Here is a 25,128-nt window from a genome sequence, read left to right on the forward strand (position 1 = left end):
GCGTGGGGTCCGTCAGGAAGGGCCGGTCAGCGGGCATGTCAGGCGAGACGGGGCTGCTGCGCCAGCCGGCGGACCTGCGCGGCGCGGCTGCCGGTCAGGGCCGCGTTCAGGCGGATCAGGGCGGCGACGGACATGGGCGGCTCTCCGCCCGCCGCGTCGGGGTCAGCGGTGGGGACGGTGACATTCAGCGTGTGAGCGGGGAGGGCCTGCGCGGCGCCCACCTCCCAGTCGCTCAGGCGGGTCAGGCCCGCGTCGTCGGGGGGGCCGGGCGTGCCGGTGGCAGCGGCGACGCGCGTCCACAGGTCGCGCTTGGCGGCGCTCAGGTGCGCGGCGATGGCCGCCACGCGCGGGTGAGGTTGGCCCTGCACACTGTCCAGCGCGGTCCGCAGGCCAGTATCGGGATCGTGGTTGGCGCGGCGCAGCAGGTCCGCGAGGGTGTCGGGCGTGTCGGTCATCGGGTGGTTCCTCGGGGCAGGTGAGCGCCCGTCACTCAGCGCAGGCGAAAGGCGTCGCCGTCGCGGGTCAGGCGGCCCAGGTCCAGCAGGCGGGCCGTGACGGCGCGCGCCTGCTCGTCGGTCAGGGGACTGGCGGCGCGCAGGTCATCCAGCGTGAACCGGCCGCCCATGCGGTGCGCCAGGCGGAACACCATGCGTTCCTGAATGTCCGTGCGGGGCGCGCCTGACTGTCGGCGCGAGAAGGCCCACCACACCAGCCCGCCCACCAGCAGCCCCACCGTCAGGGCCAGCGGAATCAGTTGCGCGGCCAGCGCCGGGTCGCCCACCTGCTGCCCGAGTGCCTGCAACTGCGCCTTCCCCTGCGCGACCTGCTCGGGCGTGCCACTTTCACGCAAGCGGCGCAGCGCCCCACGCGCCCGCAGGTACGCCATGACGCCCCCCAGATCGCCCCGCACGAAAAAGGCGCTGTAGGCGATCAGCGCAGCCGAGAGGCCCGCAATGAGTGAGAGAGCAGTTTTGATCACGTTCACTCCCCCATGCTAGTGCAGAGGCCAGCGCCACCGCTGTCGGGCAGGGCACCATACCGGAAGAAACCAATCCAGCAATCTCAGGCCTGGAGTGAATATCAGCGGCGGACGTTCCGCACGGCGCGGCGCAGGCGGGTCAGGGTATCCGGGGTGGGGTGCGGGGCGTACCCGGACGGCCTGGTAGGCGTTCAGGATGTCCTGAAGGGCGGCGTGCAGCTGCGGGTGCTGCGCGGCGGCCCTGACAGGTCAGCATAGCAACGTGACAGCGATCAGTGCCGTCACGGCCGCCGGGCCACCAGCCCCACGGCATTCAGGTCGCGTGACCCGCTGCGCGCTCCGGAGGACCGTCTGCGCGGGCGGCGGGGCGGGCAGAGCGGGCGCGGCGCAGCGCCAGTGACGAACCCAGCCACGCGCCCGCCACGTCGAACAGCCAGTCCTGCACGCCCGCCTCGCGCGGCGGCACGAACGCCTGATGAATCTCATCCAGCGCGCCGAACCACGCGGCGATCACCAAGGCCGCGCCCCGCCGCCCGGTTGCGCGGGCCAGCGTGAACGCCAGCGCCAGATAAGCCAGGAAGTGTGCGGCCCAGTCTACCGGGTGCTCCAGCGACGGCCCCGGCGTCTGCGGCGCGCTGCTCAGGGACCAGATGACTCCCATGATCAGCAGCGCCGGCAGCCACCACACCGGCCTGGGGCGAGCGACCCTCAACCGTGCCCACCCGCCGGGTGCTCGACCAGCTCGATCAGGGTGCCCGCGCCCCACTTGGGGTGCAGGAACGCCACGCGCGACCCTGCACGGCCCGGCGTGGGCGCCTCGTTCAGGAAGCGGGCGCCGTCGGCCCGCAGGCGGGTCATCTCGGCGTCCAGGTCAGCCACGCGGTACGCCGTGTGGTGCAGCCCCGCTCCCTTCTTTGCCAGGAAAGCGGCAATCGGGCTATCGTCGCGGGTGGGGGTAAGCAGTTCGATCAGGGTCTCGCCCACCTGAAAGGCGCGCACCCGCACGCCCTGCGACGCGACTTCCTCATCCGGCCCCTCCGGGTGCAGGCCCAGGGCCACGTACGGCGCGGAACCCGCCTCCAGGTCCGGCGTGGCAATCGCCACATGATCCAGCAGTAACACAGTCATGCACGCAGGGTAAAGCAAGCGAGCGGGCGGCGGGAAGCGCAGCGGGGGCCGGTGGTTGCTGCGCACCGGCAGCAGCCGACCCACTTCCCCTACTTCCCCTCCTTCCGACTCCCCCCTGGCCTCTTATACGGACTGCGGCTCCAGACCGCGAAACCCATCTGCTGGTCCTCCTCGCATCCGCCCGGATTGATTCGGAACTGCGCCAGATCAATCGGAATCCGTATTACCCCCGTTCCTTCGGCTGGGGGCGGGCGCGCAGGTACCAGTGCGCCACGGCGCGCATCACGTCCTTGCCCTCGCCGTCCTGCACGGTCACGTTCAGGGTCAGGCGGGCCTTTCCCTGCGCCGCGAATTCCGCGTGGGCCGCCGCGATCCCCGCCGCGTCCGCCGCCTGTGCCCGCGCGGTCAGGTCGCCCACGGCGCGGTTCACGTAGTGCGTTTCGAGTTTCTCGATCAGGGGCACGGCGCCCGCCAGTTGCGCCGCGAACGCCCCCGCGAACGCCGCGCCACTCACGGCCTCGGCCAGCAGGAACTGCACGCCCGCGTGAATGGTGCCCAGGTGATTACGGAACGGCGCGGTATCCGGCGCCTCTCCCGTCGCCCAGCCGACGCCCACATCCGTGATCTGCACCCCCACCGTGGCGTTCATGGGAATGTCATGCAGGACTTTCTTGACGGCTTGGGCAGCGGAAGCGGGCAGGGTGGCAGCTTGAGTCATGGGTGAAACCTCCGGGGTCGAACACAGAATTTGAACTGAGTTCAAGTATAAGCGGAGAGCCGGCAGCGCATCACCCCGACCCCGCACCACCCAGCACGAACGCCCGGACCGCATGCAGAAGCAGATGCGCATCGTACCGACTCCGTTTGAAAGGTTGATAAAAACATTCAGGCACGCGGCGCAGGGCAGCAACGAGCCGCCGCGTTCCGCAGTCGAGGCGGGCGCGGCGGTCACGGATTCATGGTCAGGTGTAGGGGTCTTCCAGGTAGCGTTTCAGAACATGCAGAGGTGGGTAGGTGCCCGCGCGAAGGTGCGTTTCGACCCTCCGGGCGTGCGTCCACGCGGCGTGGGCCTGAGCGGGTGTGACGAGGCTCTATATGACGGCGTCGGCGCGGTCGTCGCCACCGATGATGGTGGTCGCGTCGATTACCCAGAGGTCGTGTTCGGCGGGATGACCGATTACGTCCAGGTACATGTCGTCATGCCAGGGGAAGCCGCTCTCGTGCCAGCCCTCGCCGCCGTGCAGGTCGGTGTAGAGACGAAATCCGCGATCACCTGACCGGGAACGTGCAGGACGGTCTGGTCGTGGCGGGTGACACGCGCCCAGCCGCTGGGATCGAAGATTTTCCGTTTCACCCCGCTTCCCCTGTGTTATATGAATTCCGATTGATTCGGTGTAATTCTGAATCAATCCGAGCGGACGCGAGTGGGAACAACGTACGGATTCCGCGGTATGGAGCCGCAGGCGGCGCTTTTTCGACTGTGGCGTAATTTAGCGGAATCCGTATTACCCGCCTAAACTTCGGACAGCCCGCAGCATCAGCTCACCCTCGGTGGCCTGCACGCGGGCCTTGAGGCTGGCGAGGTCGTCGCCGGGCAGGACGGGCACGCGGGCCTGCGCCAGCACGGGTCCCTCGTCGATGCCGGCGGTGACGAGGTGGACGGTCGCGCCGCTCTCGGTGTCGCCGCTGGCCAGGACAGCTTCGTGGACGCGGTCGCCGTACATGCCGCGTCCGCCGTGGCGGGGCAGGAGGCTGGGGTGGATGTTCAGGAGGCGGCCCGCGAAGTGCGCCAGGACGCGCGGCCCGATCTCGCGCATGTAGCCGCTGAGAATCAGGGTGTCCGCGCCCGCACCGACCAGCACGTCCAGAATGGCGGCGTCCAGGGCGTCCGGGTCGGGGTATTTGGCGCTGCTGAGGTGCGCGGCTGTCAGGCCCTCCTCGCGTGCCCAGGCCAGCGCCGGGGAGCGGCTGTTGTTGCTGACGAGTGCGACGGGCGTGGCGTTCAGTTGACCCACGCGGCAGGCGCCCACCAGATGGCGCGCCGCGCTGCCCCCGTGCGAGGCGAGAAAACCGAGTTTCATTCGGGCTCCGGGAGAGTGGCGGGCAGACCCCCTGCGACCCACGCAGATGCGGGTGGGGGCAGGGCGGGTTCCGGGCGCACCGTTGACACTCCGGTGACGTTCCGGCTTGTCAGCGAAACAAACGAAATCCGTCTCATTCGCCGGTGTTGGGCGCGCCGAGTTCCTGTAACAGGTACGCGCTGGTCAGGATGCCGTTGTGGTAGTCGTTCACGGCGAAACTCTCGTTGGGGCTGTGGAGGGCGTCCTCGTTCAGGCCCATGTCCACGAACAGGACGGGGGCGCGCAGCAGGTCGTTGAACGCGGCGACGATGGGAATGCCGCCGCCAGCGCGGGTAAACACGGCGTCGCGGCCGTACACGCGGTGCAGGGCGCGGTTCGCGGCGTGGTTGTAGGGGCTGTTCAGGTCGAACTTGAAGGGGCGGCCGCCGTGGAGCGGGTGGACGGTGGCGGTGGTGCCTTCGGGCGCGAGGGTGGGAACGTATTCGGTGATCAGGCGCGTGACGCGCTCGGGGTCCTGGCCGGGCACGAGGCGCATGCTGACCTTGGCCCCGGCCTTGGCGGCGATGACGGTCTTGCTGCCCTCGCCCTGGTAGCCGCCCCAGATGCCGTTCACGTCGAGGGTGGGGCGGCCCCACAGGCGCTCCAGGGTGGTGTACCCGGCCTCGCCGGGCAGGGCGGACACGCCGATGCTGGCGGCGAACGCTGCGTCGCTGTGGGGCAGGTCGGCCCACATCTGGCGTTCGGCGTCGGTCAGTTCATCGATGCCGTCGTAGAAGCCTGGAATGGTCACACGGCCCTGGTCGTCCTTGAGGCGCGTGATGATCTGTGCGAGCGCGTTGATGGGGTTGGGCGCGGCGCCGCCGTAGCTGCCGCTGTGCAGGTCACGGCTGGCTCCCTGCACGTGAATTTCAACGTAACTGATTCCGCGCAGGCCGTACGTGATGGAGGGAATCTCAGGCCCGAAGCGGCTCCCGTCGCTGATGACGATCACGTCGGCCTTCAGCTCGTCGGCGTGGTCACGCACGTACGGTTCAAGGTTCGGACTGCCGATCTCCTCCTCGCCTTCGAGCAGGAATTTCACGTTCACGGGCAGTTCGCCCTGCGAGAGCAGCAGTTCCACGCCCATGACGTGCGCGTAGGACTGCCCCTTGTCGTCGGTGCTGCCGCGCGCGTAGATGCGCCCGTCGCGGATGGTGGGCTCGAAGGGCGGCGTGACCCACTCTTCCAGGGGCGCCTCGGGCTGCACGTCGTAGTGCCCGTAGATCAGCACGGTGGGTTTGCCAGGGGCGTTCAGGCGCTCGGCGTACACGATGGGGTGCCCGGCGGTCGCTTCGGTGCGGGCCGTGAACCCCAGGCCACCCAGTTTGGCGCGCAGGAACTCGGCGGTGGCGGCCATGTCGCCTGTGCGGGTCGGGTCGGCGCTGACCGAGGGGAGGCGCAGCAGCGCGAACAGTTCCTCGTTCGCCTGCTCACGGTTCAGGGCGGCACTCAGGTCCGGAGTCTGGGTCATACCGGGGATGATACGGGCTGATACGGATTCCGGTGAAGGTGAAAGGGTGGGGGGCGAGCATTCCACTGCCCACACGCCACTGCCTTCCCTTCGGGTTGCAGAAACAGTGACGCGGGTATACTCAACGGACGTTATGCCCTCTGACTCCAGACATCGGCCCGTGTACGTCATTTCCGTGGCGGCGGAACTGGTGGATATGCACCCCCAGACGCTGCGGCTGTATGAACGCAAGGGCCTGATCCGCCCCGGTCGCAGCAGCGGCAAGACCCGCCTGTACAGCGAACGGGACATCGAGCACCTGCGCGAGATTCGCCGCCTGACGCAGGAACTCGGCGTGAACCTCGCCGGGGTCGAGGAGGTCATGCGCCTTCAGCATGAACTGGACGACATTCAGGGGGAGTTCGAGGCGGAGATCGAACGGATCGAGCACGAGTTACGGGCGCAGGCGCAGCCGCGTGAATTGCCGGGCGCGGACGGCAAGGTGGACGCGCGTGACCGGCCGGTGTACGTGATCAGCATCGCGGCGGAACTGGTGGACATGCACCCCCAGACGCTGCGCCTGTACGAGCGTAAACAGTTGATCCGCCCGGGTCGCAGCAGCGGTAAGACCCGCCTGTACAGCGAACGCGACATCGAGCACCTGCGCGAGATCCGCCGCCTGACGCAGGAGCTCGGCGTGAACCTCGCCGGGGTCGAGGAGATCATGCGGCTGCGCCACCAGCTGGATTCCACGCGTGCCGGGCTGGAAAGCAACGTGCGGCGCATTCAGGACGACATCACGGAACGCATGACCAGGTGGCGCACCCTGCCCGAAGGCGACGGCGCGGGCACTGACGGCGCGGGCACTGACGGGGCGGGCACTGACGGGACGGGTACTGACGGGACGGGTACTGACGGCGCGGGTACTGACCACACGTGACGGGGGGCAAGGGGCCGCCGCAGGGCCGCCGCGCAGGTCGCTACGGGGACGCTACACTCCGGGGCGTGTGCGGCCTTCCTGAACAGCGTCTTCTCTCCGGGGCCGGAGTCCACCCGACCGGCGCCGCCTGCTCCCTGCGGGAGGCGCGCGCGTGAGACCGCTGTGGGTGATCGGGGACATTCACGGCGCGTACGACAAGCTGCGCGCCATCCTGCTGCGCGCCGGTCTGATCGACTTCGACGGGAGCTGGACGGCCGGGGACGCGCACGTGGTGTTCCTGGGCGATTACGTGGACCGGGGCCCGAACGGTGTGGGCGTGATCCGGCTGGTGCGCAGCCTCGAGGTGCAGGCGCAGGAGGTGGGTGGGCAGGTGACGGCGCTGCTCGGCAACCACGAGGTGATGTTCCTGGCGGCGCTGATGTTCCGGCACAGCGACCCGCAGGACCGCTACGGGTACCGGGAGTACTGGCTGGAGAACGGCGGCCAGAGGCGGGACGCGGACCTGCTGGAACCCAGCGACCTGGCGTGGCTGTCCGAACGGCCCGCCATGGCGGTCTCGCACGACTGGCTGCTGGTGCACGCCGATAGCCTGATGTACCTGAAACTGGGCAGCAGCGTCGAGAGTGTGAACACGGCCGTGCTGGAGCTGATGGCCAGCCCTGACCCGGACGAGTGGGGCGTGTTCCTGAACGCCTTCACGGACCGGTTCGCGTTCGTGATGGGCGCCGGGGACGAGAAGGCCCGGCAGATGCTGAGCACCTTCGGCGGGCAGCGCGTCGCGCACGGGCACACGCCGGTCTACGTGCTGCTCGACGAGCACCTGCACAGCCCGACCGTGGGGGCCGGCGCGCCCATTCCGTACGCGGGGCGGCTGTGCGTGGCGATGGACAGCGGCATGGCGTACCGCGAGGACGCCGGCTTCATCGCCCGCCTGAACCGCCACGGAATCGCGGAAGTCGTGACCTTCCCCAGCGGCGGCGATTTCTACTGAGCGCTTCCCTGAAGACCCTACGCTCAGGGCTCCGGCGGCCTGCTGGCTGGGCAGGGGCGGGGGTGGGGGCGGCCTTTTATCCTCGTCTGTGCGGATACATTTCAGGGCAGGCGCGGTCAGCCGCGACTCCAAAGGACTTTTCTGCGTGACACATTCTTCTGATCTTTCCGGTTCGCCCTCCGCTGCGGCGGGCGCGCCACCTGCGCTGCGGCTGCGCGGCATCACCAAACGCTTTCCTGGCGTGGTCGCCAACGACGCGGTGGACCTGACCGTCCACGCGGGCGAGGTGCTGGCGCTGCTGGGCGAGAACGGCGCGGGCAAAAGTACCCTGATCTCGATTCTGTACGGCCTGTACCAGCCGGACGACGGAACGGTGGAACTGGACGGGCGGGCGGTCCGGATCGGCAGTCCGGCGCAGGCGCTGCGGCTCGGGATAGGGCTGGTGCCGCAGCATCCGCTGCTGGTCTCGCGGCACTCGGTGGCCGAGAATCTGGCGCTGGGCGGCGCGGGTGGGTTGTTCCCGGCGCGGCGCGTGGCGGGCCGGGTGCGGGAACTCTCGGCGCGGTACGGGCTGGAAGTGAACCCGGAGTCGCGCGTGTCTGACCTGTCGCCGGGCGAGAAGCAGCGCGTGGAGATCGTGCGGGCCCTGCTGGGCGGCGCGCGGGTCCTGATTCTGGATGAACCGACGAGCGTCCTGACCCCGCAGGAGGCCGCTGGGCTGTTCCACGTGATGCGGGAACTGAAGGCCGATGGGCGCAGCTTGATCTTCATCTCTCACAAGCTCGACGAGGTGCTGGCTGTCGCGGACCGCGTGACGGTCCTGCGGCGCGGGAAGGTCGTGGGTGGCGTACCCACCCTGGGCGCGACCCGTGAGAGCCTCGCGCAGCTGATGGTGGGGCGCAGCGTGGACTTTACCCGCAAGCGCGCGGGTGGCCCCGGCGCGGAGGCGGGCGCGCTCCTGAGCGTCAGCCACCTGAGCGCGCAGGGGTCACGCGGCTTGCCGGCCCTGCGCGGCGTGAGCTTCGAGCTGCGCCGGGGCGAGGTGCTCGGCGTGGCCGGGATCGCCGGGAACGGGCAGAGCGAACTGGTCGAGGTTCTGGCAGGTCTGCACGCGGCGACGGGCACGGTCACGCTGGACGGTCAGCCTCTGAGCGGGGACGCGGCCGGGCGCTTCCGCTCGGGCGTGGCGCACATCCCGGAGGACCGCATTCACAGCGGCACGGTGCCCAGCATGACGGTCGCGGAGAACCTCGCGCTGCGGGATTTCGCGCGGCCGCCGCTGGCGCGCGGACTGGCGCGGGACCTGGGCGCCACCGACGAGCGTGCCCGGCGCGAGGTCGAGGCGTACGCGGTCGCCACGCCGGACATTCACACGCCCACGCGGCTGCTGTCGGGCGGGAACATCCAGAAGCTGATCCTGGCGCGCGAACTGGCCGGGCAGCCGAAACTGATCCTGGCGGTTCACCCCACGTACGGCCTGGATGTCGGCGCGACCGATCAGGTGCACCGGGTGCTGCTGGAGCGCACGCAGGAGGGCGCGGGCGTCCTGCTGGTCAGCGAGGACCTGGATGAACTGCTGAGCCTGTCGGACCGGGTGGCGGTCATGGTGGGCGGCTCGCTGCTCGGGCCGTTCGCGGTGTCCGGGGTGACCCGTGAGTCGCTGGGCCTGCTGATGGGCGGCGCGCATCCGCACAGCGTGCCCGGCGCGGAGCAGGGCTCTGCGGGGGTGGGCGCGTGAGGTTCGTGCCCCTGAACGCTCCGTCGCCCGTCCGCTCGGCGCTGGTCACGCTGGCGGCGCTGACAGCGGCGCTGCTGATCTGCGCCGTGATCTTCACGCTGGCCGGGCAGTCCCCGGCCGAGGTCTACGGCACCATGCTGCGCGGCACGCTGGGCGACTCCACCGGCCTGGGCGAGGTGGGGCGGCGCACCATTCCGCTGCTGCTGATCGGCGCGGGGCTGGCCCTGGCGCTGCGCGCGCAGTTCTTCAATATCGGCGCGGAGGGGCAACTGCTGCTCGGCGCGGTGTTCGCGGCCGGAACGGCGCTGTTCGTGCCGCTGCCGGGACCGGTGCTGCCGGTGGCCGTGTTTGTGGCGGGCTTTGTCGGCGGGGCCCTGTGGGCGCTGATCGCGGCGGCGCTGCGGCGCGTGAACGTGAACGAGATCCTGTCCACGCTGATGCTGAACTACGTCGCGGTGGCGCTCGTCACGTACCTGATCGCCGGGCCGTGGAAAGGCAGGGACGTGCGCGGCTACATCTACACGGACACCTTCCCGGTCAGCGCGAACCTGCCCACGCTGGGCGGGTCGCAGGTGCACTGGCCCACGCTGCTGCTGGGCGTGGCCGCCGCGCTGGGCTTGCAGTGGGTGCTGTCGCGCTCCACGTTCGGGTACGCGCTGCGCGTGGTGGGCGAGAACCCGGGCGCGGCGCGGTACGCGGGCCTCAGCGGCGGCCGCGTGACCCTGCTGGTTGCCTTGATCACGGGCGGCGCGGCCGGACTGGCCGGTGCGGGCGAGGTCGCCGGGATTCACCACCGCCTGCTCGAAGCGGGACAGATCAGCCTCGGGTACGGATTCACGGCCGTGATCGTCGCGTGGCTGGCGCGCGGGAACCCGGCGCTGTGCCTGATCACCGCGCCCCTGATGGGCGTGATCCTGGCGGGCGGCGACATCCTGAAAATCGACCTGAACCTCCCCTTCCGCGTGGTGGATGTCTTCAGCGGCGTGATCCTGCTGTGCCTGATCGCCAGTGAGGTCTTCATCCGCCACCGCGTGCAGTGGGGCCGCCAGTGACGCTCGCCCCGTACCCCCACCGCGCGCCCCCCCGCCTCCCGCGCCCCGCGCACCCCGAGGTTTCTCATGGATAACGTACTCACCGAGGCGCTCATGCGCGCCCTGGCAGTCGGAACGCCGCTGCTGCTCGCCTGCCTCGGCGCCATCCTGAACGAACGCGCCGGGGTCGTGAACCTGGGCGCCGAGGGCCTGATGGCGGTGGGCGCCCTGGCCGCCTTTGCCGTCGCCGCCAGCAGCCCGGACGCGAACCTGTGGTTGGCGGTGGGCGCGTCCATGCTGGCCGGCGCGGCCCTGGCCCTGCTACACGCCGCCGCGACCATCACCCTGCGCGCCAATCAGTTCGTGAGTGGACTGGCGCTCGCCCTGATCGGCACGGGCGCCGCCGGGCTGCTGGGCAAGCGCTTCGAGGGCCTGCCCCTATTCAACAAGGTCGCCGACCTGTCCCTGGGCGGCTTCACGATCAGTCCCTTCACGGTGGCGGCCCTGCTGCTGGCCGGCGCGATGGCCTTCTGGCTGGGCGCCACCCGCCCGGGCCTGGCGCTGCGCTCGGTGGGTGAGAACCCGGCGGCGGCGGACGTGCTGGGCGTGAACGTCGGATTGATCCGCGTGCTGGCGGTCCTGGGCGGAGGCGCCCTCGCCGGACTGGCCGGGGCGTTTCTGTCCCTGTCGTACCGGTCCTCGTGGGCGGACAACATGACGGCCGGGCAGGGGTGGATCGCCGTGGCGCTCGTCATTTTCGTCGGCTGGCGGCCCCTGCGTGCCATTGCCGGGGCGCTGTTCTTCGGGTTCCTGTACTACCTGCAGTTCCGGCTTCAGGGCAACAGTCCCGTTCCCACCGAGGTGTTCAGCGCCATGCCGTTCGTGCTGGTGCTGGTCGTGCTGGCCCTGGCGGGCGTGCGTGGTCAGGCCGGGAACGCCCCCGCCGCACTGGGCCGCGCCTACGTGCGGGGCGAGCGCTAGGCAGGAACCTGTGTTGTGGGCCGGAGGGACCCAGCGCGGGCGGGGGCGTCAGGACTTCGCGGCGCGGCCTGCGCCCCGGGTACCGCTGCGATCATGGCCGCGTTTCGGGAAGCGTATCAGGAAGCGGATCAGGAACAGCGCGGCGATCACGGCGGCGTAGATCAGGGGCGGCGTGTGGTCCTTCTTCACCCCCCAGTAGTAGTGCAGCGCACCCAGGCTGACGGCCACGTACGCCAGCTGGTGCAGGCGCGTCCAGCGTGCAAAGCCCAGGCGCCTCACGGCGCGCGGCGTGCTCGTCAGGGCCAGCGGGACCAGCAGCAGCAGGGCCGTGAATCCGGCCGTGATAAAGGGGCGTTTCAGAACGTCCTCGGTGATCAGGGTCAGGTCCAGGCCATGGTCAAGGAGGTAGATCAGGAAGTGCAGCGCCGCGTACCCGAACCCCAGCAGGCCCAGGGTCTTGCGGATGCGGGCGGGCCACGTCCAGCCGGTCAGGAGGCGCAGGGGCGTGCAGGCCAGTGACAGCACCAGCAGCGCCAGGGTCAGCAGGCCAGTCTGCAAGGTGGCGCGCTGGATGGGGTTGGCTCCCAGCGCCCCGCTCAGGGCGTCGGAGACCAGAACGGCGACCGGAAGCAGGCCGCCGACCGTGACGGCCGGGACCAGCCAGCCCAGGCGGGCGGGTGCGCGGCGGGCGGGGGTGGGCGAGGGGCGGGTCACGGTCAGAAGTTCTTCCGCAGGTCCATGCCCCTGTACAGCGCGGCGACCTCGTCGGCGTAGCCGTTGAACGGGAGGGTCTTGCGGCGGCCCAGCTCACCGATGCGGCGCTCGGTCGCCTGACTCCAGCGGGGGTGCGGGACGGCCGGGTTCACGTTCGCGTAGAAGCCGTATTCCTGCGGGGCGGCCAGCGCCCAGGTGGTCTGGGGCTGCTTCTCGGTCAGGGTGATCCGCACGACGCTCTTGATGTTCTTGAACCCGTACTTCCACGGCACGACGAGGCGCAGGGGCGCGCCGTTCTGGCCGGGCAGCGTGCGGCCGTGCAGCCCGACCGCCATGAACGACAGCGGGTGCAGGGCTTCGTCCAGGCGCAGGCCCTCCACGTACGGCCACCTGAGCACCTGCTGTTTCTGGCCCGGGAACTGCTTGGTGTCCAGCAGCGCCGTGAACTGCACGTATTTGGCCTTGCCCGTGGGTTCCAGGCGACGGATCAGGGCGGCCAGCGGAAAGCCCAGCCACGGCATGACCATGCTCCAGCCTTCCACGCAGCGCATGCGGTAGATGCGGTCTTCCAGCGGGAACCAGGATTGCAGGGTGTCGATGTCGATGGTCTGCGCTTTGCGGACCTCTCCGTCGATACGCACGGTCCAGGGGCGCGTCTTGAGGCTCCCGGCGAGGCGGGCCGGGTCGCTCTTGTCGGTGCCGAACTCGTAGAAGTTGTTGTACGTGGTGGCCTGCTGGTACGGCGTGACCTTCTCGGTGGTGTCGTACGGCCCGGGGGGACGGTCGGCGCGGCTGAAAGGATCGGCCGCCTGGGCCTCGGCGCCGCTCAGGCCGGGGCGGCGGGTCAGGACCTCCAGACCGCCTCCCAGCGCGGCGACCGTGCCGGTGAACATCGCGGCGCTGCGCAGGAATTCACGGCGGGGGTTCAGATCACTGCCGGGCGTCAGGATGCGGCGCTGCCCGTCCGGAGTCTGAGGGTCGGTCGGCTGGGTCTGGTCCTCGGGGGTACGTGGGTCGGTCATGGTGGCCCTCCTGTTCAGGTATACGCATTCTGGACGTCATCGGTTCGGGCGCCGGGTGCAGGGTTACAGTGCCAGGGTCACAGTGACAGGGTCACAGCGGCGTGATTCGAGCGGACACGTGGACCGCCGTTCCCGCGCCAGGAGCATGGTGGGCGCTGTTTGCCGGACAGAATGCAGCGTACTCGGGGGGTGCCGGGCCTGAAATCTAGTATTCTGGGCGCCCTGGCCCTGTTCCCCGTGACACAATGAAGGCACACTGAACACCAGCGGCGGCGCGTCTGTCCTGTCCGCCCGGAGGTCCACCCATGAAGAAAACGATGCTTGCTGCTCTGCCCGCCACCCTGGCCCTGCTCGGCACCGCCGTCAGTCCCGCCGCGCAGGCCCAGCAGACCGACAAACTGAAAGCCTGCTTCATCTACGTTGGCCCGGTCGGCGACATCGGCTGGAGCTACGCGCACGATCAGGCCCGCAAACTCAGCGAGAAGGCCCTGCCGTGGCTGGAAACCAAGTACGTGGAAAGCGTGCCGGAAGGGCAGGCCACGTCCGTCATCGACCGCCTCGTGAAAGACAACTGCCAGGTGATCTTCACCACGTCCTTCGGCTTCATGGACCAGACCCTGGAAGCCGCCAAGAAATACCCGAACGTGATCTTCGCGCACGCCAGCGGCTTCAAACGCGCCCCGAACATGGCCACCTACATGGCGGACTTCTACCAGCTGTACTACCTCAACGGCATGATGGCCGCCGCCGTCAGCAAAACCGACAAGCTCGGCTACGTCGCGGCGTTCCCCGTCCCGGAACTCAAGCGCCACATCAGCGCCTTTGCCCTGGGCGCGCGCGCCGTGAACCCCAAGGCGACCGTGAGCGTCAAGTGGATCAACGCGTGGTTCGACCCGAACAAGGCCCGCGAAGCCGCCGAAAGCCTGATCAGCGAAGGCGCCGGTGCGCTGGCCTTCACCGAGGACACCGCCACCGTCGTGCAGACCGCCGGGGCGCGCAAGGTCCCGGTGTTCGCGCACTACACCGCCATGTACAAGTTCGCGCCCGATTTTGTCGTCAGCGGCCAGCTGGTCCACTGGGACAAGATCTACATCGACTTCCTGAGCAAGGTTCATAGCGGCACGTACACCACCAAGAACCTCCAGAACGTCGATTACTGGAACCTGCTGCGCGGCGGCAGCGTGGAACTCGGCGCGCAGGACGGCATGGCCATCAACCCCAAATGGGTGCCCGCCCTGAAAGCCAAGAGCGTCACCGTGGGCGGCAAGAAAGTCAGCGTCTACGACCGCGTCATGACCCTGAAAGCCAACATGGAAAGAGGCGGCGGGTTTGACCCGTTCACTGGCCCCATCAAGGACCGCAACGGCATCCTGCGCGTCCCCGCCGGGAAGGTCGCCAGTATCGCAGACCTGAACAGCATGTCCTGGGTCGCCCCGGGCGTCACCGGACAGGTCGCGGACGAACCCAAGAAGTAAACCCGTAGAAGGTCAAAAGTCGATGGTTGACGGAAGGGAATGCGCCCTCTCCATCAACCATCGACTTTCAACGGTCCACTCTTCCCGCGCGGGCCTGCACCTGCGCGGCAGTCAGGACGCTGCCGTGGCCGGGCCATATCTCACGGAGGTCCATGCCCGCCATGGTGTTCAGGGTGGCGACCGCCTGCGCGTGGTCGTGGTTGTACGCCGCGCGGGGCAGGTGCGCACCGTCTGCGCTGCCCATCACGGCGTCCGCGGCGATCAACACGCCGCCGCGCCGCAGGCCGATCTGCCCGGCCGTGTGGCCCGGCAGGTGCACGACCTCCCACCCCAGCACGTCCTGACCCGGCAGCGCGGCCCGCAACGCAGGCGCCGGGACTTTCGGGTGCGCGCGGGACACCAGCCGCCCCACGCCCGGACGGCCCGCCGGGTACGGCAGGTCATGCACCTGCCCAACCAGGGCCGGGTGCTCCAGCGGGTGCGCCAGCACGCTCAGGCCCGCGCGCGCCGCCAGGAACGCGTTGCCCGAGTGATCCGGGTGCGCGTGCGTGATCAGCAGCGCGTCCGGCCGGAACGACCGCAGCAACCGCAGGAAATACGGCGCGTGCACCACCGTGCCGGTATCGACCAGCAGCCGTCCCTGCGGGGTGGTCAGCAGGAATACGTTGGCGTACATAGGAACGCTGATCAACTCAGCACGGGAACCGGGCATCCGCCGATGATGCCACGCGCCGCGCGTGCCCGTGCCGTAGTCTGGGCGGACCATGAACCGAATCTCCTGGCTGGCCGTGCCGGACGAGCACTCCGCGCACGAAGGCGTACAGAAGCTCTGGGCGAAAGCCGAAGCGAACCTGGGCTTCACACCGAACGTGTTCCGCGCGCAGGCCCTGAACGGCGAGCACTTCCTGGCGTGGTGGAACGACTTCAATACCCTCGTCAACCGTGACGGGCACCTGACCCACACGGAACGCGAACTGATCGCCGTGATCGTCAGCGCCATCAACCGCTGCGTATACTGCGCCGTCTCACACGGCGCGGCCCTGCGTGAGTACAGCGGCGACCCCGCCTGGGCCGACAAGGTCGCCGTCAACTGGCGGCACGCCGTCCTCAGCCCACGGCAGGCCGCCCTGTGCGCCTACGCCGAGAAACTCACCCGCACGCCCGCCGACATGACCGAATGCGACCTCGCGCCCCTGCGGAACGCAGGCCTGAACGACCACGAAATCCTGGAAGCCACCCAGGTCACCGGCATGTTCAACATGACCAACCGCGTCAGTAGCGCCCTGGGATTCGTACCCAACGCCGAGTACCACCAGCTGGGGCGCTGACCGCGACGACTGGCCGAGGACCGGCGCCCCTGAACGACTGGTTGCCCCTTGATGATCGGCGCCCCTGACCGGAGAGGTCAAGGGGCGCGCGGGCTGAGATCACTCGTCGCGGGTGTACCCGGTGGCCGCCCAGCCGCAGCCGGCGCGCACGAGGTTGACCGTGCCGCTGTACGTGCCGCTCACCTGCTGACCGTTACTGTTCTGCTTGCCGGACAGCGTGACGCTCCCGGACACCTGCGCGCTGTTGCCACTGACACTGGCCCCGCCGGCACTGACTGAGAACCGCACGTTGGAGTACACCGCCGAGTACGCACCCAGCGCAGCGGAGATGGCGTCTTTAGCAGCGCCGACGGCCGCCGAGCTGGCGTTGGCGCGGTCCGCTTGCGGGGTCAGATTGCAGGCGGCGGGCGCGGCGTCCTGAGCGTCGGCGCCACTGCCAGCTCCGGCGGACGGCAGGCTACCCTGCAGATTCTCGACATGCACGCGGTAATTGACTCCCAGCGCGAAACGGGGCCCGGTGATGGCCTGGAGCGAAGTGTTGATCCGCTGAACGCCCGCCTCCACGTACGCTTCGACCGGGACCAGGGCCAGCCCGTACCGTGCACCCAGTCCGCCCTGAAACGCGACGTTGTTACGGATGGTGTCAATCCCGGCCAGGGCGTAGGTGGTGAAGTTCCCGGCGCGGAACAGGTCCACCGACACCCCCAGACCGAAGGACGCCGTGCCGGGCTCACCCTCAATGTTGCTGGAGCAGAAGGACCCCTGACCGTACAGGCCCACGCGGTCCGAGCGGATGCCCGCCCGGACGCCCGCCACCTGACAGCCCAGGCCCAGGCTGCTGTTCAGACCCAGGGTGACATCGGCGGCGCTGGCGGTGCTGGGGAGAGTGACGGCGGTGAGGGACAGGGCGGCGGCAGTGACGGTCAACCAGGTGCGTTTGAACATGCGGACTCCAGGGCTTCGTGAGGATAGGGGTGTAGAGAACAACGGATGAGCGCGGTGATGGGGGGGCGCGTTCGCGGGAGGTGACGTGATTACCCTAACACCCTGACATGGCGCGGCCTTCATTACCGGCCGGCGGCTCAGTTCAGTACGTCGGCAGTACGTAGAAAGTACATCGTCAGGGCGTATTCCAATCCGGAATATCATCCGGATTCCGTCTGTTTCACTAACATTTCCGGAACATCACCGGACCTGCCAGCTCCACGTCCGGAACCCGCTTGGGCTCCCACTCGCTTCACTCTGGTTGAACGGTCTTTACAGCCCATTCAATCGGGGTCGGTATCAGTACGTATAGAAGCCCTGTCCGCTCTTGCGGCCCAGCAGACCGGCCTGCACCATCTTGCGCAGCAGCGGGCTGGGGCGGTACTTGTCGTCGCCCAGACCCTGGTGCAGCACCTCCATGATGGCGAGGCAGGTGTCCAGCCCAATGAAGTCCGCCAGCGTCAGCGGTCCCATGGGGTGGTTCATGCCGAGTTTCATGATGCCGTCGATGGCCCCCGGTTGCGCCACGCCTTCCATGACGCACTGGATGGCCTCGTTCAGCATGGGCATCAGGATACGGTTGCTGACGAAACCGGGAAAGTCATTGCAGGCGAGCGGGGTCTTCCCCATTCGCTCGGCGGTCTGCGTGACGAACTGCGCGGTCTGGTCGCTGGTGCTGTAGCCGCGAATCACCTCGACCAGTTGCATCAGCGGCACCGGGTTCATGAAGTGCATCCCGATGAACCGTTCCGGGCGGCCCGACGCGCTCGCCAGGGCCGTGATCGGAATGGAACTGGTGTTGCTCGCCAGCACTCCTTCCGGTTTCACGATCTGCCCCAGTCGGCGGAACAGGTCGGCCTTGACTGCCTCGTTCTCCACGATGGCTTCGACGACCAGATCGCAGTCCGCGAAGGCGTTCAGGTCCGTCGTGAACTCAATGCGGCCCAGCACCACGTCCGGCGTGTCTGTCAGGCGGCCCTTCTCGTGCAGTTTCGCGACAGACTTCTCGATCACGGCGCGGCCCCGGTCCAGGAATTCCTGCTTCATGTCCTGCACGACCACGGTAAATCCACTCTGCGCGGCGACCTGCGCGATACCGCCGCCCATCTGCCCAGCTCCGATCACTCCGAATTTCATGGGGACTCCTGTTCAGTCCGGTCTGCCCCGGACGGGAATACGTTCGAGAATGGTTTCCAACTGCTGGGTGATCCCAGGTGGGCCCCTCCGGGCACCCGGCCCTGATGGACGGTCACCGTGAGGGCACCGACCTGAAACGGCAGTCCGTCCAGACTCACTCGACGAGCGGGACGCCCTCGATCTGCACGGCCCGGCCGCGTTTGACAGGGTTGAAGGCGGTGTACGTGTAGCGCGAGCATCCGGCCTGCACGAAGGGGTCCTGGGCGAACAGGTCCAGGAGTTCCTGCAACGTGTCGGCCTGCGCGACGAGCACGCCGCCCGTGTTGTCGACCTTGCGGCCGCTGGTGAGGAACACGCCGCTTCTGTAGTGCTGGTCAAGCCACTGGCGGTGGGCGGGCGTGACGCTGGCGATCTCGTCGGTGGGTTTGAGGTAGGTGCTCTCGATGATCCACAGGGTCGGAGTTGCCATGCTTTAGCCTACCCGCTTGACGGCCAGGGAAAGGCCGTTGCCGCCGCCCATGCACAGCGTGGCGACGCCAGTTTCCTTGCCCTGTTGCTTCAGGGCGTGCAGGAGCGTCACCAGGATGCGCGCGCCCGAGGCGCCGATGGGGTGTCCCAGGGCGACCGCGCCGCCGTTCACGTTGACACGCGCGGGGTCCAGGCCGAGTTCGCGGCTGACGGCGAGGCTCTGGACGCTGAAGGCTTCGTTGAGTTCCCACAGGTCCACATCACCGACCTGCCAGCCGAGTTTGCCCAGGAGTCTGTGCGTGGCGGGAACGGGCGTCATCATGACCCATTCGGGCGCGAGGCCACCCGTGGCGTAATCGATGATTTCCGCCAGGGGGCTCAGGCCGTGCGCCTGGGCGAAGTCGGCGCTGACGACCATGAGGCTGGCGGCGCCGTCGTTCAGGCCGGGGGCGTTCCCGGCGGTGACGGTGCCACCCGGCTTGAAGGCGGGTCTGAGGCGGCCCAGGGTTTCCTCGCTGGTGTCGGCGCGGGGGCCCTCGTCGGTGTCGATGATCGTGTCGCCCTTACGGCCCCTGACAGTAACGGGCACGGTCTCATCCGTGAAGCGGCCCGCCTGCCGGGCGGCAACAGCGCGGCGGTGGCTCTGCGTGGCGTAGGCGTCCTGTTCCTCGCGGGTGATGGCGTACTTCTCGGCGACTCGTTCGCCGGTCAGGCCCATGCCCTCATCGTTGATGGAGCACCACAGGCCGTCCTGGGTGTTCGCGTCGATGACCTGCGCGTGGCCCAGGCGGTAGCCTTTGCGCGCGCCGGGCAGCAGGTGCGGCGCGTTACTCATGGATTCCATGCCGCCCGCCAGCACGGCGTGCTGGTCCCCGGCGCGGATGCTCTGCGCGGCCAGGATCACGGCTTTCAGGCCGCTGCCGCACACCTTGTTGATGGTGAGCGCGCCGACCTCGTTCGTGAGTCCGGCTTTCAGGGCGGCCTGCCGGGCGGGGTTCTGCCCGCTCCCGGCCTGCACGACCTGCCCCATGATGACCTCCTCGATGGGTTCTGATCCCAGGCCGCTGCGGCGCAGGGTCTCGCGCAGGGTGATGGCGCCCAGGTCCACGGCGCTGACACTTTCCAGGCTTCCCAGGAACTTCCCGGTAGGCGTGCGGCTGGCCGCTACGATCACTGCTTTTTGCATGCGCGCAGCATAGCGCGCCCCGCCTAACGGGCGTTAGGCAGAGGGCCACCGGACGTGGCCCGCAAGGCTCCCCCGGGCATCCGCCTCGGCGCGGAGCAGCCCTCCCACTGAACCTCTGCGTGCGGAGGAGGCCGGCAGGCGGTGCGGGCGGCATAGATGCCTTCTAAACTGCCACCTTCTAAGCCGCCGCCGTCTATGCCGCCGCCTTTTAAGCCGCGTGGTAGCGTGGCAGCATGTTTGAGTCCCTTGGGAATAAGTTGCAGGACATCCTTGACCGGGTGGGCAAGGAGCGCCAGCTGACCGAGGCGCAGGTCAAGGCGGCCATGCGCGAGATCCGCATGGCGTTGCTGGAAGCCGACGTGAACTTCGGCGTGGCGAAGGACTTCGTGGCCCGCGTGAGTGAACGGGCCGTGGGCCAGTCCGTGGAAGGCAGCCTGAACGCCGGGCAGACCGTCGTGAAACTCGTGCACGACGAACTGATCGAGACGCTGGGCGGCAAGGCCGCGCAACCCGAACTGAAAACCGAGGGGAACGTGTGGTTCATGGTCGGCCTTCAGGGGGCCGGGAAGACCACCAGTACCGGCAAACTCGCTGCGCACTACAAGAGCAAGGGCCGCCGCGTCCTGCTGGTCGCCGCCGACACGCAGCGCCCCGCCGCGCGCGACCAGCTCGAAGTCCTGGGGAAACAGGTGGGTGTACCCGTCCTGAAAGTCGCGGACGGCGAGAGCCCCGCCGAGACGAAACGCCGCGTGGACGAGCACCTGAAAACCGACTTCCGTGACCTCGTGATCGTGGATACCGCTGGCCGCCTCCAGATCGACGAGACCCTCATGGACCAGCTGGCCGACCTGCAGGCCGCCATGCAACCCACCGAGAGCCTGCTCGTCGTGGACGCCATGACCGGCCAGGAAGCCCTGAACGTCGCGCAGACCTTCGACCAGCGCGTGAACGTCACCGGCCTGATCATCACGAAGATGGACGGCGACGCGCGCGGCGGCGCAGCCCTCTCGGCCCGCACCGTGACCGGCAAACCCATCTACTTTGCGGGCGTCAGCGAGAAGATCGCGGGCCTGGAGCCCTTCTACCCTGACCGGGTCGCCGGACGCATCCTCGGCATGGGCGACGTGCTCGGCCTGATCGAACGCGCCCAGCAGGCCGACCTGAAATCCATGGAAGTCAAGAAACCCGGCGACTTCGACCTCGAAGACCTGCTGACCCAGCTGCGTCAGATCCGCAAAATGGGGCCGCTCGGCGACCTGCTCAAGCTCATCCCCGGCATGAGCCGCGCCCTGCCCGAAGGCTTCAACGTGGACGAAAAGCAGATTCAGCGCATCGACGCCATGATCAGCTCCATGACCCTCAAGGAACGCCGCAACCCCAAACTGATCGACGGACGCCGCCGCAAACGCATCGCCGCCGGCAGCGGCCACACCGTGCAGGACATCAACAAACTCCTGAAAATGCACGAACAGATGAAAGACATGATGAAAATGCTCCAGCACATGAGCGGCCCCGGCGCCAAGGGCATGAAACCGCCCCGCATGCCCACCATGCCCCCCAGCATGAAACGCTGAAGTATCCACCACCCTGACCAGCCAGCAAGGCCCCGGACCACTCGCACTCCGGGGGCATTCCCGTGCGCGCAGCACGCCCTTCCCCATCACCCGACCCCAGCGGTTGACATGCACACCCAGCGCCCATATACTCATCCCCGCTGAGAACGCGCCTACGCGGCACGCGCAAGCCAAACACAGGTCGGGTCGTTAGCTCAATCGGTAGAGCAGCTGACTTTTAATCAGCGGGTTGTAGGTTCAAGTCCTACACGACCCACCAGGAAAACCCCCGTCCAGTACGGGGGTTCTTGCTATTTCAGGCAGCATGCTCTGGTTGAAGCTCCCGTGACGTGCCGTGACCGAGGAACGCACCGTGACGTACAGCCGGATGCCGTGCTGCTACGCCAGCGCCGCCCACAGGACGCCCGCCACAATCAGCGCCAGCACACCCGCGCCGGTCAGTGCCCAGCGTGCCCAGGGGACGCGGCGAGAGAGGAACGCCAGGAACAGCAGCGCGCACGCCAGGGCGCAGACCTCCCACGGCGCGCCCCGGTCAGCGTTCACGATCACCACTGGCACCGTCCGGCTTTCAAGGGGGCCGGTCACTGCCTACCCCGCAGCATGGCCCGGACGCGCAGCGGGGCGCGCACGATCACCCGCACAGGCCACGGCAGGGGCGGACCGGTGAAGGTAGGGCCGAAGGTGGCAGTGGCTGGGGTCACTCGTGGTTTCGGGCGCACGTTCGCTTCACCTCTTTTCAGGAAGACCGGCGTTACCAGTGGCGGGTGTCGCTGTCGGGTTCCTCGCTGAGGAGCCAGAGGGAGCGGGCGGTGCGGGCGGCTTCGGTCTGCGCGTCCAGCAGAACGCGTTCGAGGTCGGCGTTCAGGCGAGGGTGGCGGCGGCGAAACTGGGCGTGATAGCACAGCAGCAGGGCGAGGCGGGCGGGGCGCTGCTCGGGGTCGGTGAGCACGTCGTACAGGGCGTCCCAGTTCTGGCCGAAGGTGTCGCCCAGGCCCAGGCCGTTCAGGAACGCGAGCATGAGGCTGCTCTTGTCGTAGACGTCCCCGAGGTTGATTTCGCGTACGCTGACCTGATTTCCGGCGGCCAGGATGCGCGGCTCGTGCGGCGCGGTCTGGATCCCCTGGGGCGCTTCGTTGAAGACCTGCATCATGGTCGGATCCTCCTGAAGGTGTCGTAGTGGTCGGCGGTGTAGTAACACTCGGTGGTGTTGGTGCGGGGCTGGCCGCCGCAGACGATGCGGCGTGCGCCCCGGTCACTCTGGCCGGGGGTGGGGACGGTGTACTCGCGGTAGTAGCCCCTGTTCTGGGGGGGCAGCAGGCGTTCGCGGTTGCCGAAGGTGCTTCCGTCTTTGCTGTAGCGCAGGGGACCACCCTGGGCGATGCGGGTCAGGACCGTCTGGGCTTCGCGGGGCAGGTCGCGCGCGGCGACCTCTGGCAGGCCACTGTGCGGGTCGCGGGTGGAGGCTGGCGGGGCGGTGCGGGTGGGGGCCGCTTGCGTGGTGGGCTGCGTGGTCGTCTGTGTGGTGGGTTGCGTGCGGTCGGCCTGCGGGAGGTCGCAAGCAGTCAGAAGCGCGCCGAGCAACAGGGCAACGAGGGTGGGGGCGGCGCGGTTCACGGGTCCGAGTGTAGGCCCTGGGTGTCCAGCCGGGTCAGGAGGTGGGCGCGGAGTAGCGTTAATCCTTTGTAGGGGGGCGGGCCATGGTGCAGACCGGTCTGGCGTTCCACGCGCACGTTCGTGCGCCGTGCGAGTTGAGGCGGGTGGAGGGGGTGGGTGCAGGGGACCGCGTGCCATTACGGCGCCCTGCAATCGAAGTCCGTCTGCTGGCTCCAAGTGGTGTGCTCAGGCGAGGTTGCCATTGCTCAGGACGCCCGTGGCGATCAGGATCAGGATGATCACGCCCACCACCACGCGGTAGATCGCGAAGGGCTTGAACGTGTTGGTGGACACGAACCGCAGCAGCCAGCCGATGCTGAGGTACGCGACCACGAACGAGACACCGGCCCCCAGCAGCACGTTCCCCACGCCGATCTCGGCGAGGATGTCGCGGCTCTTGATGAAGTCCAGCAGGGCCGCGCCGCCCAGCGTGGGAACGCCCAGGTAGAAGCTGAACTTGGTGGCGGTGGGCCGGTCGAGGCCCAGGACCATGCCGCCCAGGATGGAGCTGGCGCTACGGGAGAAGCCCGGCCACAGCAGCGCGAGGCACTGCACGGCGCCGATCATCAGGCTGCGGGGCACGCCGATCTTCTCGATGGCGGCCACGCTCGGGGTGACGCGGCGGCTTTCGAGGAGCCAGATGATCACGCCGCCCACGATCAGCGCCCAGGCGACCACGCTGGGCCGGAACAGGTTGGCCTTGATGGCGTCCCCGAACAGCAGGCCCAGGATCACGGCGGGAATGCAGGCGACGAGCACGCCCAGCCAGAGCGTCTGCTGGCTGCGGTCGCTTCCGATGCGGCGGATCTGCAGGAAATCCTTCCAGTAGTATGCGAGGACGGCCAGAATCGCGCCGCCCTGAATGACGACCTCGAAGGTGTCCTTGACTTCCTTGGTCCACGGGACGCCCAGCAGGTTCCCGGTGAGAATCAGGTGGCCGGTCGAACTGATCGGCAGGAATTCCGTGATGCCCTCGACGATGCCGTAAACGATTGCGTAGAACCAGTCCATAGCTGCCGATTGTAATCCCTGTTACTGGGCACGGCGCGTCCCTCTTTAGGTGCACCCTGGGGGTCTGGGTATGCACAGTTCCGGGCGGCGCTTAGAGCCCAATGCCGGGAAGCGATTAGCGGACCAGCGGGATGGGCGGGTGATCCCGGTCCCCTCTGGCAACGGCAGCGGCGGGTGTCGTATAATTTCCGTTTGGGTGCCCCCGTGACCCGCTGTGCGCGCTGGAGCGTCGCGTATGGCCTGGCCCACCTTCGGCGTTCATGACGCTGGGCTGGCACGAGAACGGCAAACTTGTCCCACATTTCAACGCTCAGGAGTTCATATGTCGTACATCTCCATGAAGCAACTGCTGGAAGCCGGAGTTCACTTCGGTCACGAAACCAAGCGCTGGAACCCCAAGTTCAAGCGTTTCATCTTCGCCGAGCGTAACGGCATCTTCATCATCGACCTGCAGAAGACCCTCAAGCAGGTGGACCGCTCCTTCGACTTCATCAAGGAACTGTCCGAGCGTGGCGGCGTCATCCTGTTCGTCGGTACCAAAAAGCAGGCCCAGGAGATCGTGGAACTCGAAGCGCGCCGCACGGGCATGCCCTTCGTCACGAGCCGCTGGCTCGGCGGGATGCTCACGAACTTCAAGACCATGCGCACCCGCATCGACCGCCTGAACGAACTCGACGAGATGTTCGAGTCGGGCCGCGTCAACGACCGCCTGAAGGCCGAGCGCATCAAGCTGGCCGCCGAGCGTGACCGTCTGCAGCGCTTCGTGGGGGGCATCCGCAAGATGAACCGCCTGCCCGACGCGATCTTCGTGGTGGACCCCACCAAGGAAGTCATCGCCGTGCAGGAAGCCAACAAACTGGGGATTCCCGTCATCGCCCTGGCCGACACGGACAGTGACCCGGACGTTATCGATTACATCGTTCCCGGGAACGACGACGCGATCCGCTCCATCCAGCTGATCACGCACCGCATCGGCGACCTGCTCGTCGAAGCGCGCGGCGGCGGCGAGGATGTCGGCGCGGCCGAGGAAGAAACCGCCACGGAAGCCGCCGGACCCGAGCAGACCGAAAGCTAAGGCCCGACGCGACCGGAAAGGAGGGGGTTGTCCGGCGAGTACGCTCTTCGGACCACCCTTTTTTCCGGCCCAGCCCCGGCCCGGCCCTAGCTCAACCTTGGCCCAGCCCCGGCCGTGCCCGGACTTCCGGGCGCACACCCACC

The 25,128-nt window shown here is 68.3% G+C and carries 28 protein-coding genes and 1 tRNA gene; 11 read left to right on the top strand and 18 right to left on the bottom strand.

From position 1 onward, the window contains the following. Window positions 1-38: 38 nt before the first annotated feature. From QZ271_RS01485 to QZ271_RS01505, 5 genes are all read right to left on the bottom strand, one after another. Window positions 39-455, bottom strand: coding sequence for a hypothetical protein (locus tag QZ271_RS01485; protein ID WP_291428305.1), 417 nt, complete (start codon window positions 453-455; stop codon window positions 39-41). A 35-nt stretch (window positions 456-490) separates the two neighbouring features. Then, window positions 491-985 carry a hypothetical protein gene (locus QZ271_RS01490; protein WP_291428307.1) on the bottom strand — a complete coding sequence of 165 codons (495 nt, stop codon included), beginning with the start codon at window positions 983-985 and terminating at the stop codon, window positions 491-493. Window positions 986-1,292: 307 nt separating this feature from the next. Next, window positions 1,293-1,640, bottom strand: a complete 348-nt coding sequence (locus tag QZ271_RS01495; protein ID WP_291428445.1) for a VanZ family protein — start codon at window positions 1,638-1,640, stop codon at window positions 1,293-1,295. A 47-nt stretch (window positions 1,641-1,687) separates the two neighbouring features. Next, entirely contained in the window at window positions 1,688-2,107 is a 420-nt protein-coding gene (gene mce, locus QZ271_RS01500) for a methylmalonyl-CoA epimerase (RefSeq protein WP_291428309.1), read from the bottom strand. A 223-nt stretch (window positions 2,108-2,330) separates the two neighbouring features. Further along, window positions 2,331-2,825 (bottom strand): DUF4442 domain-containing protein, encoded by a 495-nt coding sequence (locus QZ271_RS01505; protein WP_291428312.1) that lies wholly within the window; start codon window positions 2,823-2,825, stop codon window positions 2,331-2,333. Window positions 2,826-3,105: 280 nt separating this feature from the next. On the opposite strand from QZ271_RS01505, the gene QZ271_RS01510 reads away from it, so the two are divergent. Next, window positions 3,106-3,384, top strand: coding sequence for a hypothetical protein (locus QZ271_RS01510; RefSeq protein WP_291428314.1), 279 nt, complete (start codon window positions 3,106-3,108; stop codon window positions 3,382-3,384). Window positions 3,385-3,612: 228 nt separating this feature from the next. On the opposite strand, the gene QZ271_RS01515 is transcribed toward QZ271_RS01510, so the two are convergent. Both QZ271_RS01515 and QZ271_RS01520 read right to left on the bottom strand, forming a co-directional pair. Further along, a complete protein-coding gene (locus tag QZ271_RS01515; protein WP_291428316.1) occupies window positions 3,613-4,188 on the bottom strand; it encodes a phosphoribosylglycinamide formyltransferase in 576 nt (191 codons plus the stop codon). A gap of 133 nt (window positions 4,189-4,321) precedes the next feature. Then, complete coding sequence (locus QZ271_RS01520) at window positions 4,322-5,698, bottom strand: dipeptidase (RefSeq protein WP_291428318.1); 1,377 nt, start codon at window positions 5,696-5,698, stop codon at window positions 4,322-4,324. 133 nt (window positions 5,699-5,831) lie between these two features. On the opposite strand from QZ271_RS01520, the gene QZ271_RS01525 reads away from it, so the two are divergent. The 5 genes from QZ271_RS01525 (at window position 5,832) to QZ271_RS01545 (ending at window position 11,358) form a co-directional block, all read left to right on the top strand. Next, window positions 5,832-6,617, top strand: a complete 786-nt coding sequence (locus QZ271_RS01525; protein WP_291428320.1) for a helix-turn-helix transcriptional regulator — start codon at window positions 5,832-5,834, stop codon at window positions 6,615-6,617. 151 nt (window positions 6,618-6,768) lie between these two features. Beyond that, window positions 6,769-7,608, top strand: a complete 840-nt coding sequence (locus QZ271_RS01530; protein ID WP_291428323.1) for a metallophosphoesterase — start codon at window positions 6,769-6,771, stop codon at window positions 7,606-7,608. A 145-nt stretch (window positions 7,609-7,753) separates the two neighbouring features. Continuing rightward, window positions 7,754-9,346: an ABC transporter ATP-binding protein gene (locus QZ271_RS01535; RefSeq protein WP_291428325.1), complete on the top strand. Its 1,593-nt coding sequence runs from the start codon at window positions 7,754-7,756 to the stop codon at window positions 9,344-9,346. Then, window positions 9,343-10,398: an ABC transporter permease gene (locus QZ271_RS01540; protein WP_291428327.1), complete on the top strand. Its 1,056-nt coding sequence runs from the start codon at window positions 9,343-9,345 to the stop codon at window positions 10,396-10,398. The genes QZ271_RS01535 and QZ271_RS01540 overlap by 4 nt, the downstream gene beginning before the upstream one ends. Window positions 10,399-10,464: 66 nt before the next feature. After that, window positions 10,465-11,358 (top strand): ABC transporter permease, encoded by an 894-nt coding sequence (locus QZ271_RS01545; protein WP_291428329.1) that lies wholly within the window; start codon window positions 10,465-10,467, stop codon window positions 11,356-11,358. A gap of 48 nt (window positions 11,359-11,406) precedes the next feature. Here QZ271_RS01545 and msrQ read toward each other — a convergent pair whose 3' ends face one another. Continuing rightward, window positions 11,407-11,991, bottom strand: a complete 585-nt coding sequence (msrQ, locus tag QZ271_RS01550; protein WP_291428448.1) for a protein-methionine-sulfoxide reductase heme-binding subunit MsrQ — start codon at window positions 11,989-11,991, stop codon at window positions 11,407-11,409. 83 nt (window positions 11,992-12,074) lie between these two features. Then, window positions 12,075-13,094, bottom strand: coding sequence for a protein-methionine-sulfoxide reductase catalytic subunit MsrP (gene msrP / locus QZ271_RS01555; RefSeq protein WP_291428330.1), 1,020 nt, complete (start codon window positions 13,092-13,094; stop codon window positions 12,075-12,077). A gap of 305 nt (window positions 13,095-13,399) precedes the next feature. Between msrP and QZ271_RS01560 the strand changes: the two genes are divergently transcribed. Continuing rightward, entirely contained in the window at window positions 13,400-14,569 is a 1,170-nt protein-coding gene (locus QZ271_RS01560) for a BMP family ABC transporter substrate-binding protein (RefSeq protein WP_291428332.1), read from the top strand. Window positions 14,570-14,636: 67 nt separating this feature from the next. On the opposite strand, the gene QZ271_RS01565 is transcribed toward QZ271_RS01560, so the two are convergent. After that, window positions 14,637-15,245: an MBL fold metallo-hydrolase gene (locus tag QZ271_RS01565; protein WP_291428334.1), complete on the bottom strand. Its 609-nt coding sequence runs from the start codon at window positions 15,243-15,245 to the stop codon at window positions 14,637-14,639. An 88-nt stretch (window positions 15,246-15,333) separates the two neighbouring features. Here QZ271_RS01565 and QZ271_RS01570 point away from each other — a divergent pair, with 88 nt between their 5' ends. Further along, window positions 15,334-15,897 (top strand): peroxidase-related enzyme, encoded by a 564-nt coding sequence (locus tag QZ271_RS01570; protein WP_291428336.1) that lies wholly within the window; start codon window positions 15,334-15,336, stop codon window positions 15,895-15,897. Between the two features lie 99 nt (window positions 15,898-15,996). Here QZ271_RS01570 and QZ271_RS01575 read toward each other — a convergent pair whose 3' ends face one another. The 4 genes from QZ271_RS01575 to QZ271_RS01590 all read right to left on the bottom strand — a co-directional run bounded on the left by QZ271_RS01575 (window position 15,997) and on the right by QZ271_RS01590 (window position 19,672). Continuing rightward, the gene (locus QZ271_RS01575; RefSeq protein WP_291428338.1) at window positions 15,997-16,842 is read right to left on the bottom strand and encodes a hypothetical protein; all 846 of its coding nucleotides are present in this window, start codon (window positions 16,840-16,842) and stop codon (window positions 15,997-15,999) included. Window positions 16,843-17,181: 339 nt separating this feature from the next. Then, the gene (locus QZ271_RS01580) at window positions 17,182-18,018 is read right to left on the bottom strand and encodes a 3-hydroxyacyl-CoA dehydrogenase family protein (RefSeq protein WP_291428340.1); all 837 of its coding nucleotides are present in this window, start codon (window positions 18,016-18,018) and stop codon (window positions 17,182-17,184) included. A gap of 154 nt (window positions 18,019-18,172) precedes the next feature. Beyond that, entirely contained in the window at window positions 18,173-18,487 is a 315-nt protein-coding gene (locus tag QZ271_RS01585; RefSeq protein WP_291428342.1) for a YciI family protein, read from the bottom strand. 3 nt (window positions 18,488-18,490) lie between these two features. Further along, window positions 18,491-19,672 (bottom strand): acetyl-CoA C-acetyltransferase, encoded by a 1,182-nt coding sequence (locus tag QZ271_RS01590; RefSeq protein WP_291428344.1) that lies wholly within the window; start codon window positions 19,670-19,672, stop codon window positions 18,491-18,493. 233 nt (window positions 19,673-19,905) lie between these two features. Between QZ271_RS01590 and ffh the strand changes: the two genes are divergently transcribed. Both ffh and QZ271_RS01600 read left to right on the top strand, forming a co-directional pair. Next, a complete protein-coding gene (gene ffh, locus QZ271_RS01595) occupies window positions 19,906-21,246 on the top strand; it encodes a signal recognition particle protein (RefSeq protein ID WP_291428347.1) in 1,341 nt (446 codons plus the stop codon). Window positions 21,247-21,429: 183 nt separating this feature from the next. Continuing rightward, window positions 21,430-21,505: transfer RNA gene (locus QZ271_RS01600), tRNA-Lys, on the top strand. A 119-nt stretch (window positions 21,506-21,624) separates the two neighbouring features. Here the strand turns inward: QZ271_RS01600 and QZ271_RS01605 are convergent. From QZ271_RS01605 to QZ271_RS01620, 4 genes are all read right to left on the bottom strand, one after another. Continuing rightward, window positions 21,625-21,831, bottom strand: a complete 207-nt coding sequence (locus QZ271_RS01605; RefSeq protein ID WP_291428349.1) for a hypothetical protein — start codon at window positions 21,829-21,831, stop codon at window positions 21,625-21,627. A gap of 166 nt (window positions 21,832-21,997) precedes the next feature. Beyond that, window positions 21,998-22,396, bottom strand: a complete 399-nt coding sequence (locus tag QZ271_RS01610) for a barstar family protein (RefSeq protein WP_291428351.1) — start codon at window positions 22,394-22,396, stop codon at window positions 21,998-22,000. Next, a complete protein-coding gene (locus tag QZ271_RS01615) occupies window positions 22,393-22,860 on the bottom strand; it encodes a ribonuclease domain-containing protein (protein WP_291428352.1) in 468 nt (155 codons plus the stop codon). Before QZ271_RS01615 ends, QZ271_RS01610 begins: the two co-directional genes overlap by 4 nt. Before the next feature lie 225 nt (window positions 22,861-23,085). Then, window positions 23,086-23,910, bottom strand: coding sequence for an undecaprenyl-diphosphate phosphatase (locus QZ271_RS01620; RefSeq protein WP_291428354.1), 825 nt, complete (start codon window positions 23,908-23,910; stop codon window positions 23,086-23,088). A 322-nt stretch (window positions 23,911-24,232) separates the two neighbouring features. Between QZ271_RS01620 and rpsB the strand changes: the two genes are divergently transcribed. Beyond that, a complete protein-coding gene (gene rpsB / locus QZ271_RS01625) occupies window positions 24,233-24,985 on the top strand; it encodes a 30S ribosomal protein S2 (protein ID WP_291428356.1) in 753 nt (250 codons plus the stop codon). Window positions 24,986-25,128: the final 143 nt, after the last annotated feature.

Source organism: Deinococcus sp. (genome assembly GCF_018260555.1).
Taxonomy (GTDB): domain Bacteria; phylum Deinococcota; class Deinococci; order Deinococcales; family Deinococcaceae; genus Deinococcus.